General features: G+C 43.3%; 9 protein-coding genes. 4 read left to right on the forward strand and 5 right to left on the reverse strand.

Annotated elements, in window-relative coordinates; all coding sequences use genetic code 11:
* The 5 genes from BACCELL_RS02680 to BACCELL_RS02700 form a co-directional block, all read right to left on the reverse strand.
* The coding region (locus BACCELL_RS02680; protein WP_044153245.1) for an ABC transporter permease at nucleotides 1-772 on the reverse strand (772 nt) is incomplete at its 3' end.
* 31 nt (nucleotides 773-803) lie between these two features.
* Nucleotides 804-1469, reverse strand: coding sequence for an ABC transporter ATP-binding protein (locus BACCELL_RS02685; RefSeq protein ID WP_007209985.1), 666 nt, complete (start codon nucleotides 1467-1469; stop codon nucleotides 804-806).
* 176 nt (nucleotides 1470-1645) lie between these two features.
* Nucleotides 1646-2932 (reverse strand): ABC transporter permease, encoded by a 1287-nt coding sequence (locus tag BACCELL_RS02690; protein WP_007209986.1) that lies wholly within the window; start codon nucleotides 2930-2932, stop codon nucleotides 1646-1648.
* Between the two features lie 6 nt (nucleotides 2933-2938).
* Nucleotides 2939-4228 (reverse strand): ABC transporter permease, encoded by a 1290-nt coding sequence (locus BACCELL_RS02695; RefSeq protein ID WP_007209987.1) that lies wholly within the window; start codon nucleotides 4226-4228, stop codon nucleotides 2939-2941.
* A 92-nt stretch (nucleotides 4229-4320) separates the two neighbouring features.
* Nucleotides 4321-5568 (reverse strand): efflux RND transporter periplasmic adaptor subunit, encoded by a 1248-nt coding sequence (locus BACCELL_RS02700; protein ID WP_007209988.1) that lies wholly within the window; start codon nucleotides 5566-5568, stop codon nucleotides 4321-4323.
* 655 nt (nucleotides 5569-6223) lie between these two features.
* Here BACCELL_RS02700 and BACCELL_RS02705 point away from each other — a divergent pair.
* From BACCELL_RS02705 to BACCELL_RS02720, 4 genes are all read left to right on the forward strand, one after another.
* Nucleotides 6224-7360: a hypothetical protein gene (locus BACCELL_RS02705; protein WP_007209990.1), complete on the forward strand. Its 1137-nt coding sequence runs from the start codon at nucleotides 6224-6226 to the stop codon at nucleotides 7358-7360.
* Nucleotides 7361-7377: 17 nt separating this feature from the next.
* Entirely contained in the window at nucleotides 7378-8598 is a 1221-nt protein-coding gene (locus tag BACCELL_RS02710) for a beta-ketoacyl-[acyl-carrier-protein] synthase family protein (RefSeq protein ID WP_007209991.1), read from the forward strand.
* Between the two features lie 24 nt (nucleotides 8599-8622).
* Nucleotides 8623-8874, forward strand: a complete 252-nt coding sequence (locus BACCELL_RS02715) for an acyl carrier protein (RefSeq protein ID WP_007209992.1) — start codon at nucleotides 8623-8625, stop codon at nucleotides 8872-8874.
* A gap of 23 nt (nucleotides 8875-8897) precedes the next feature.
* A partial coding sequence (locus BACCELL_RS02720; protein ID WP_044153247.1) for an MMPL family transporter occupies nucleotides 8898-10741 on the forward strand: 1844 nt, incomplete at its 3' end.

The raw sequence follows: 10741 nt of genomic DNA on the forward strand, positions 1-10741 counted from the left end.
TGTCCATCTGCATTTCTTCCAGACCGGCATTGACATCTTTCACTCTTTTCTCAACTCCTTGCCTGATAGCAGGAAAATCATCAGGAGTACGTGCCAATACTGCAATCGTTTTTCCACCCAGATAGCTCCACCAACCAGTTACTTTCAATTCATCGGTATGGTACAGCCCCCATACTTGAGCATAAGCATCTTTGGCAGTAACAGAAACATCCTTCACAACTCCGATGATACGCGACAGTTCTCTATTCAGCAATATTTGCTGCCCAATAGCCTCTGTTGTTCCAAAAAGTTTTCGGGCCACAGAAGCACAAATAACGATAGAGCGCATATCTCCTCCCCGATCGGCTTCAGTGAGAGCTCTTCCACCAAGAAACTGCATACTGAAAACTTTCCAGAATTCAGGATCAGTATTCATTGCATCAACTTTCAATCGGTTGTTACCATCAGCTAAAGATACCAGTGCAACATCTGCCGTTGTAAATGCAGTACAAGCTTCCACTTCCGGAATTGGCTGTATACACTCTTTCATAAACGCAGCCGAAGGAGTGCTATAATTATTCCTATCCTTATTCTCTTTTCCCTGCATGTGCATAGCAGAGAAATACAGACAACGACTGCGGTTCACTTCCGGCTCCAAGTCAGCATACTTCGTCTGCCAGGTAATCACGATAGCCATAATCATGGTGATGGCAAAAGCCGTACCCAGTATGGATATAGTGCTCAGCAACGGATTTTGCCTCAGGATCGTAAAGGCTTGACGAATAGTTTGCATCATAATAATTACGAGTTACTAATTACAATTCTTATTCTACCTGGCGTCCGTCGAAGAAGCGCACGGTACGGCTTGTCTGCTTTGCCTGTTCCTCATTATGGGTTACCATTACAATGGTACGTCCGTCTTCCTTATTCAACTGATGCAGCAGTTCCATTACCTCAGCACCCATCTTAGAGTCCAGGTTACCGGTCGGCTCATCGGCAAGAATGATCTCAGGATTACCGATAATGGCACGGGCAATAGCTACACGCTGACATTGACCACCGGAGAGTTGTGTAGGCATGTGACGCATACGGTGGCTCAAACCGACCTTTGCCAACACCTCTTCTGCCAAGTGGCGGCGTTCCTTTGCAGACACCTTTCTATATAATAAAGGAAGTTCTACATTATCGAGCACATTCAATGAGTTAATCAAGTGGAAAGACTGAAACACAAAGCCCAGCTTCTTATTACGGAAAGCAGCCAGTTGCTTATCCTTCATACCATCTGTACGAGTACCACCAATCTCAATGATCCCACTCGTGGGGGCATCCAAAAGCCCTATAATGTTGAGCAATGTAGATTTTCCACAACCGGAAGGTCCCATGATACTGAGAAATTCTCCCTTTTCAACTTCGAGGTTCACATTTTCCAATGCCACGGTTTCAATCTCATTCGTACGATAAATCTTGTTTATCTCAGTCAATTTAATCATAATGGTAAGTATTTAATTGTTATTGATTTATTCAGTTCTCAATTTATAGATTCTTCACAGCTTTCAGTCAAATGGTATGCCAAAGCAAACATACATTCATTATCAATCATTTACATTTCCAAGCAGCTGTTCGGAAATGAACACTCTGTCCGTTTTCAGCTGTCCGCATCGTTATTTTATTCATCTCTTAAAGCTTCAGCAGGCAATATCTTTGCCGCGCGGGTGACGGGTGCATACGTACCCAGCAATGCAATAATAAGCAATACGATATATGCCAGTACACTGACTATCAGAAAATGCGTCAGTGGCTGGTTTTGCCAGTATACAGGATTACCATTCTCAGACGGATTGGCAAAACCTGATACATAGATACGGTGCATAGTCAAAGGCAGAGAAACTGCAAATGCGATTGTTACCAGTAGCCATGCCTCCATCAGAAACTGATTGCGGATAACTTTCTTTGTAGCTCCCATACTGCGCATCAATCCGATATCTTGCCTCCGTGCATTACAGCGTATCCAGAATGTGCCTACCATACCAAGGAACACGCAGAGCAAAGCAAATCCTGCCAATGAATATTGCAGGCGTAAAGTATTCGTCACTCCACTCTCATTTTCATATTTGTGGCGGATATCTGAAAAACGTCCCAGCTTGGTAAAATAGAAATTACCTACATTCAGTTGGGGAACCACTTCCGCCTTGAAGCGTTTCTCAAAAGTCGGGACATCCACATTGGGTTTCAATTTGAAAGTCAACATATACATCCACTGAATCCAACTGTGATTCCCTACCTTACTATTTACCTGTATCAACAGATTACCCGGTTGTTCATTAATCCGGTGTTTATAATCCTGCAATACTCCCATAACCTCATGGAAAGTACTGTCATTATACCTCACCCTTTTACCTACCGCATCTGTGGTGCCAAAAAGCTCTTCTGCCATACGTTCTGTAATAAACACCCCTTCACGAGCAGCGCAATCTTCGGGCAAAGACATTATCTGTCCGCTCTTGGCATCCTTCATACCATACGTACGGAATACATCTCCCCCCTCTGTCTGTACAAACTGGTAATATTGCGAATGTACCTTCAATGTGTCATTGAAGTATTCCGCGCCATTCCACGAAGAGCTGTTTGGGAAGCTGGCACTGGTCACCAAAGCAAAGCTTTCCACTTCCGGACAGTTCTTCACCAAGCGGGTAATACGATACAGATTCTCCTGCTTAATCGCAGTGCTGTCCTGGGTTTTGTCATACTTACCATGCAATTCATCATAGTATTCCATATAAAGGGCATACGCCCGTTCCTCATTATAACCGGGATCAATGGCAAGATTGGATGTCAATACATAAATAGGATCTATTACCGTCCAGAGAAAAAAACTCACGACCACCAGTTCCACAAATATCCAACCATTCTGCCGGCGCTGATTCCATAATTGGTGTCTTATTATCTTCATCATAGCATCTTAACGTTTAGAGTTCAACGACTGAATAATGTTTCGGCGCAATGCCCATATTGCAGGAATAAGTGCAGATATGAGGTTCAGTAGCACGCAAAGTCCGAATGACGCACAGAATACCGTCGGATTGAAAAGCATCTCGAATGAGAGGAAAGGAGTTTTTTCCATATCTGTATAACTGTCAAAGAGAGTAAGTATCCAGTCACTTGCCGTCAGCACAATTAGATAAGAGATCAGTAATCCCAGTAACCCGCCAATGCAGGTTAGCAAGAGATTTTCCCATAATACCTGCCCTATAAGCCTCATATTAGTAGCACCATAAGTTTTGCGTACTCCCAACTCGGAAAGGCGCTCGTCCATACGTGAAGACATCATACCACTCAAGTTCATTGCAGGAATGAAAAGTAAAGCAAGCAACATATAGAGATACATTCTCAACTCAGAAGCCAAATCAGGAGCTGAACAAGAGTCGAACCGGAATGTACTGGCCCAATAATCATCGGGCTGCCCCATTAAATCATTCATGTACTTATCGGAGGCAAGATTCAATTTTCTGAAAACTTCACGCACTTCCTCCTTTAAGGCTTCTTTATCCTCAGCATCAGGAGCGGTCATATATATACCGACACTACCTACCAATTTCCCAGTAGCATCCGAAGTAACCCAGGAATTAAGCGTTATCGGTAACCACATATCTCCCACAGAAGAAGGCGTAGCAGCAGAAACATCTTCCACCACTCCGCAAACCCGATATTCCTGTGCATCCATATTAAAGCGCCTTCCCACTACGTCATCTGTAGCAAACAGTTTCCTCGCAACGCTCACCGGAAGAACCACTTCCCTGCGTTTCGCATCAATATCCGCTTGCGTGAAAGGCTTTCCATGCAGAAATCGAAAAGTAAAAACCTTCCAGAAGCCGGCATCAGTATAAAGCGGGGTTATGCTAATCGGTTCATTATTATCTGGAACCTCTACGTAATTTTCACGATAGTTACTTGCAGTTGCACCAATGGCTTCCAGATGTGGCAAATCTTGCAACATCTTCACTACATCATAACTAACAGCAGAGCAGTTCCAACTCTTATCATTATCTTTAGGATAAGACTTCATTTTCGTCACTGTCAGCATCCGGTTGCGATTATATTCGGGATATATGGGCGCAAACTTCACATAAAAGATAATGAACAGTGTCATGACAAGGGCTATTGAAAGTCCTGTACCCACCACGTAGATTCCGGTAAAGAGCCGATGCTGCTTTATCATGGTCCACGCTTGTTTAAGATAAAGTTTAATCATAGTATCATCGTTTTTAATGATTATCGCATAGGAGGATACACTATAGGGGATATAAACCTGTGCATAAGATTTATGTATCAGGTTACTTACAGCTAATTCAGTTTCAGCTTATTCTTATTTTTATAGTTGCTCATATCGCTCACCACCACCTGGTCGCCCGGTTGTAAGCCACTGGCTACTTCCACAAACTCAAAGTTACTGTCTCCCAACTGTACCTTACGTTTCACAATCTCTTTATCAGAGTTACGAACGAAAAGCTCATACTCACCGCGTCCCACATAATAAGAAGCATTAGCAATGCGCATTACATCTTCTTTCACTGCATTCATCACATAGACATCCGTTTTCAAGCCCGAACGCAAACGACGGTTATTATCTTCATTCAACTGTACCGTAAAAGAGATCACTCCATTCTTCGACAACGGTGTCACACTGCTAACTGTACCCTCCAGTTTCTCACTGCCTATTTTTACAATCGCTTTGCCTCCCGCTGCCACACGGTCACCGTATGTATCAGCTATTTCACCTTCTACTTTGAAGTGGCTGAGGTCGGAAATCACTGCAAGCTGGCTACCCTGTGAAACCTGCGCACCAATCTGATTATTTATATAGGTAAGAATAGCTTTACGCGGTGAGCGAATCTGTGCATCATCCAGCGTACGTTTCATCTCGGCAAGTCCCTTGCGGAATATGCTGAAATCCAATTCCTGAACTTTATATTCGGCAGCAAGCACTTCCTTTTCATTATCATACTGCTGCTCCAGCTGCTCATATTCCAACTGGGCCACATTATAGCTGAGTTCAGCCTGACGCACTTTATCCGTAGTTCCCGAACCCAAGCTGTCGAGATACTGCTCATTACGCAATTCCACTTTTTTACGGTTCAACTGCATGGCCGATACTTTAATCTTCATTGCCAGATCATTCAGTTTGGTCTGATTATTCACCCGAAGCTGATTCAACTTATAGCTGCGCATCTGCTCTTCATCCAGCAATTTCTTGTAGTCCGTCTCCACGCTCTGCAAGTCAAGTTTCAAGATTGGTGTACCTATATCCACACTGTCTCCACCTTTCTTATATATCTCGACAATACGGGTATTGATAGGTGAATTGATGATTTCCTCAAAAGCCGGCACCACTTTTCCTGATGCACTAACACTGACTTCAATCGTACCCTTATCAACCGTAGAAAACACCAGATCTTTTGTTTTCACTCCCGTACGCATAAATGAGATGAGTACGCTGATAACGATTACACTTGCCACGCCGATGCCACCGTAGCGGATAATTTTCTTGTTGCGCTCTTTGTTACGCACTTCTTTCGGAATTTCTCTGTCCATGTTGAATATTGAGTTATTTATTATTTTATCAGTTTTCAACCTGTTCCGCTTTCAAAAACGAACAGGCATATTATTCACATTATTTATATATACTAAATGCGTGCCAAAAATGTAAGTAACTGAAAACAAGACGATAGAGAAAAAAGGAGAGTGTCCGATATCGAACACTCTGTACATTTTCGGATAAGTATATCATACTTCAGGAAGTTCATCCCACACCATTCACAATAAAAGCATAAGCAGTTATTTAGCAACAGACAGGCAGCCGTTTACTTTTGCCCTGCTTGTTCTTCATCTCCACAGTAAGTCTTATCGGGTGTTGACCTTGGTTAACAGGCCTATCAACCTTGGCTAACGAATCCGTCAACCTTGGTTAACAAGCCTGTTGACCAAGGTCAACACCCAATTGTTCCTAAGGATAAACATACTATTCATTAGTCCTGCACGAAATGATCCCTGGTGTAAAACAAATGAATAGCTTAGAATCAAACTAAAAAGAGGACAATATACGCATCAATAATATTGTCATAGTTTCCCAGATAAACACATCATAGCGGTCGACGATATTCTGAAATCCTCAAACATTGGTTAATAAGGCGCAACTTATTTCATCCACTTTGTGATAAGAAAATCCTTTTATATTTTTACCCTCATTATGGAAAATATCAGTATAAAAAAAGTAGAAACGAAGCGTGAAATGGACGATTTTGTGAAGTTCACAAACTGGTTGTATGCAGACTGTCCATACTACGTTCCTGACTTGGAAATGGATATTCGTAATACATTTAATCCGCGTAAGAATGCAGGATTGGAATACTCCGTCCTACAACCTTTTATTGCATATAACGAAGCTGGAAAACCGGTTGGCCGCATAGCGGGTATCATCAACTATCGAGCCAACCAAAAATGGCAAACGAAGAACGTCCGATTCGGATTCATAGACTTTATTGATGACCTGGAAGTATCAGCCGCACTGCTGAAAACCGTGGAGCAATGGGGCAAGGAACATGGTATGGATTATATACAAGGCCCGATGGGAATTTTCGATTTCGACAAGGAAGGGATGCTTATTGAAGATTTCGATAAGCTGGGATCAATGATTACAATATATAACTATCCCTACTATCCCAAACACATGGACACGTTAGGGTATGAAAAGGAAGTGGATTGGGTGCAGGTTTGCATTGAAGTACCCAAAGAAATACCGTCTAAATATGCCCGTGTGACTCAACTTTCGAAAGAGATGTTCGGACTACGAGTGAAGAAATTAACCAACGCTGATGTTGTAAAGCACGGTTATGGAAGGAAAGTATTCAAACTCTTAAACACTGCCTATGCTCCCCTCTTCGGCTATACAGAATTATCAGACAAACAAGTGGATATGTATGTCAAACGATACTTCCCACTGATAGACAAGCAAATGCTGCCCGTCATACAAAATGAGAATGAAGAAGTTATAGGAGTGGCAATCACCATGGGAAGTCTGTCTCATGCCCTGCAAAAAGCCAAAGGAAAACTCTTCCCCTTAGGGTGGTATCATCTGGTTCGTGCCCTGAAATGGAAAAAAGAGGAAAAAGCCGAACTGCTCCTGATAGCGGTGCGTCCCGATTATCAGGGACTGGGGGTAAACGCATTATTCTTCGATGATCTTATACCGGTTTATAATGAGCGTCACTTTAAATGGGCTGAGACAGGTCCGCAACTGGAAGACAATGTAAAAGAACTGACCCAATGGAAGCCCCTGCATCCCACTCTGACAAAAAGGAGACGATGCTATAAAAAGAAATTATAATAACGATAAAAAGAGATATGGAAAGAAAAGTAGTAATCACAGGTATGGGGATATGGTCGTGCCTCGGAAAAACACTCGAAGATGTACGCGATTCGCTATATACCGGAAAAAGCGGCATTATCTTCAGCCAGGAACGCAAAGATGCCGGATTCCGTTCCGCATTATGTGCAGATGTAGAGTGTCCTGACCTTAAACCGTTCATCCCACGTAATTTACGGCATTTTATGCCCGAGGAAGCTCAATATGCTTATATGGCCACACGGTCGGCCCTCGAAAATGCAAAGCTGGATCAAGATTATATGGACAGAAATGAGATTGGCATTATCTATGGAAACGACTCCGTAGCTGAAGCTACCATGCAGGCGCTCGATAAGTTTCGTGAGTTCAAGGATACATCAGCTTGCGGCAGCGGTGCCATTTTCCAGTCGATGAACTCTACCGTGACGATGAATCTTGCCTGCCTGTTCAAACTGCGCGGTATTAACCTGACGGCCTCAGCCGCATGTGCATCCGGTTCCCAGGCTATAGGATTGGCATACACACTTATACGTAGCGGAATGCAGGATTGCATTATATGCGGCGGTGCTCAGGAAACCAACTTATACAGCGTGGCTTCATTCGACGGCATCCAATCATTCTCTATACGTGAAGACAATCCCGCCAAGGCCAGCCGCCCGTTCGACCGCGACCGTGACGGTCTGGTACCCGGTGGTGGTGCGGCAACAGTAATCATAGAGAGCTACGAACATGCCGTGAAGCGAGGGGCACCCATACTCGCAGAAATAGTAAGTTGGGGATTCTCGGGCAATGGGGATCATATTTCCACTCCCAATGTAGCAGGGCCGGCCCGTTCGCTTGAATTGTGTCCGAACAAGGGGGGTATATCCCCCAAACAAATAGGTTATATCAATGCACATGCCACCTCTACACGTATCGGAGATAGCAGAGAAGCGTCAGCCATAGCTCAGATATTCGGCGATTGCAAGGTTCCCGTAACCTCCACCAAAAGCCAGACAGGGCATGAGATGTGGATGGCTGGTGCCAGCGAACTGATCTACTCGATGTTGATGATGAAGAACGACTTTATAGCAGGAAACATCAACTTTGAAAATCCGGATGAGGAAACTGCCCGTATCCATATATTACCGGAAACGCGCGAAGCGCACTTTGATATGTTCCTTTCCAATTCCTTTGGGTTCGGCGGAACAAACTCAACCCTTATTGTAAGAAATTTATAGTAACCATTTAAAAAGAAAATTATTATGACACGTGAAAGTATTATTGAACAGGTAAATGCCATATTGGCTGAAGAATTTGAAATTGATCAGGACCTTTTTACACCGGATGCCAATGTAAAGGAAACACTCTCGTTGGACAGCCTCAGTCTTGTGGATCTTGTAGCCATTATCCAGCATACCTACAAGATCAAAATTCCCGTAACCGATTTACAGAAGATTCAGACCTTCAACAATCTCTATGACTATATAGAATCACACTTCGGGCAGAGTGAATAATAAAGATATAAAGAGATGGTAGTATGACAGAATTCTGCATAAAGATTTATCGCTTTTTCCGTAATCATCGCGCAGTTTTCTGGGTGTCAATGATTGCTTTATATGCCTTCTTCGGATATTTTGCCTCAAAAATATATCTGGAAGAAGACATCAACAAACTGATGCCCTCATCGAAAAATGAAGATGGTACTACCAAACTCGCCTTTGCCAACCTGCGCATCAAGGATAAAACATTCTTGCTCTTTGAAGGAAAGAATGGAGCCTCTGTGGAACATATAACCGAAATATGTGATGCTTTCATTGATTCTCTGGAATCTAGAAATGCAGCCATGGACTCAACACAGCAGGTCATCGGGAATATTTTCTACAGATTGCCCGATGACCTGATGCTGGATGTTATCGATTATATGAGTGCGCACTTACCGGCATATATCGACACAAGCGTCTACACTCGTCTCGATGCGATGCTTACCTACCCACACATGAAGCTACAAATGAAAGCTAACCACGATGACTTGTTGAGTCCGGTGGGAAGTATGTTTCCCGAACTTATACAGATGGATCCTGTAGGACTGCGTGGTTTACTTATGGAACAGATGAAACCTTTTACCGAAGGGGCAGCCGGCAGCTACAAAACCCTTAACGGGCATTTCTTCGTCCAAGACTCCACAGTGTGTGTAGTATTTATTACCCCCATGTATTCAGCCACCAATACGGGACAGGGTTCTACCCTATTCCGCATATTGAATGATCAGATAGAACAGTTTTCTGCCTCTGCTCCCGACGTAAAAATCAGCTATCACGGTACTCCTGCCAGTGGATTCTATAATTCATGGCGAATAAAATCGGACCTAAAAGGAACTATTATCGGCTCATTAGTACTGGTTCTTATCTTTATTTCTATCTGCTTCCGCAACTACAATACCATACCGCTATTACTGCTTCCCGTGGTATTCGGCACTCTCTTCGGACTTGCTGCAATGTATTTTATAAAAGGACATTTCTCATTGTTGGCACTCGGTATCGGAGCAATAGTACTGGGAGTGGCACTCAGCTATGTACTGCATATCATTACGCATTATAAATATATCAGTGATCCCGAACAAGTGTTGCGCGATCAGGTCAAACCTGTTTGTTTAGGATGCCTTACCACCATTGGTTCCTTCATGGGACTTATCTTCATTCGGACAGAACTGTTACAGGACTTTGGTCTCTTCGCTGCTTTCGCCATTGTGGGGACTACATTCTTCAGCCTGGTATTTTTACCACAGTTCCTCAATCCCAGGAAAAACAAGTTGAATCACCGTGCATTCGCCATCATCGACCGTATTAATGCTTACCCGTTCGACCGTAAAAAGCCCCTGCTTTTCACCATACTTGCCACTGCGGTAGTGTGTATAGGATTCTATATTGCCGGAGGGACCCAATTCGATGCCGACATGCACAACTTAGGCTATAAAGCCGAAAGCACTTCATATTCAGAGAATCTGCTTCGTTCCAAAACCCATACAGGTGACAAGCAGAAGTACTTCGCAAGTTCAGGGGCAACGATGGAAGAAGCCATAGAGAATTTTGAAATCATGGCTGCCAAACTCGATTCCCTGCAAAATATCGGACTTGTGAAGAGCTATACCCATACGAATCAAATATTTGTACCCTTGCATGTACAACAAGAACGCATTGACGCATGGAAAAACTTCTGGACCGGAGAACGCTTGCAACTTGTACACGATTTAATCAATAAGACAGCTCCCGAAGCCGGTCTTATTCCCAATGCATTCTCTCCTTTCTTTGAATTTGCAACTGCTGATTATGAGCCTGACGCTCTTTATGAAGCAAGTATTATTCCGGAAGGCTACCAGTCTAC

The organism is Bacteroides cellulosilyticus DSM 14838 (genome assembly GCF_000158035.1).
GTDB lineage: Bacteria > Bacteroidota > Bacteroidia > Bacteroidales > Bacteroidaceae > Bacteroides > Bacteroides cellulosilyticus.

Excerpts from the sequence above, each read along its gene's own strand:
- BACCELL_RS02715 (WP_007209992.1), top strand. The coding sequence starts at position 8,623 with ATGACACGTGAAAGTATTATTGAACAGGTAAATGCCATATTGGCTGAA.
- BACCELL_RS02705 (WP_007209990.1), top strand. The coding sequence starts at position 6,224 with ATGGAAAATATCAGTATAAAAAAAGTAGAAACGAAGCGTGAAATGGAC.
- BACCELL_RS02690 (WP_007209986.1), bottom strand. The coding sequence starts at position 2,932 with ATGATGAAGATAATAAGACACCAATTATGGAATCAGCGCCGGCAGAAT.
- BACCELL_RS02685 (WP_007209985.1), bottom strand. The coding sequence starts at position 1,469 with ATGATTAAATTGACTGAGATAAACAAGATTTATCGTACGAATGAGATT.
- BACCELL_RS02695 (WP_007209987.1), bottom strand. The coding sequence starts at position 4,228 with ATGATTAAACTTTATCTTAAACAAGCGTGGACCATGATAAAGCAGCAT.
- BACCELL_RS02700 (WP_007209988.1), bottom strand. The coding sequence starts at position 5,568 with ATGGACAGAGAAATTCCGAAAGAAGTGCGTAACAAAGAGCGCAACAAG.
- BACCELL_RS02710 (WP_007209991.1), top strand. The coding sequence starts at position 7,378 with ATGGAAAGAAAAGTAGTAATCACAGGTATGGGGATATGGTCGTGCCTC.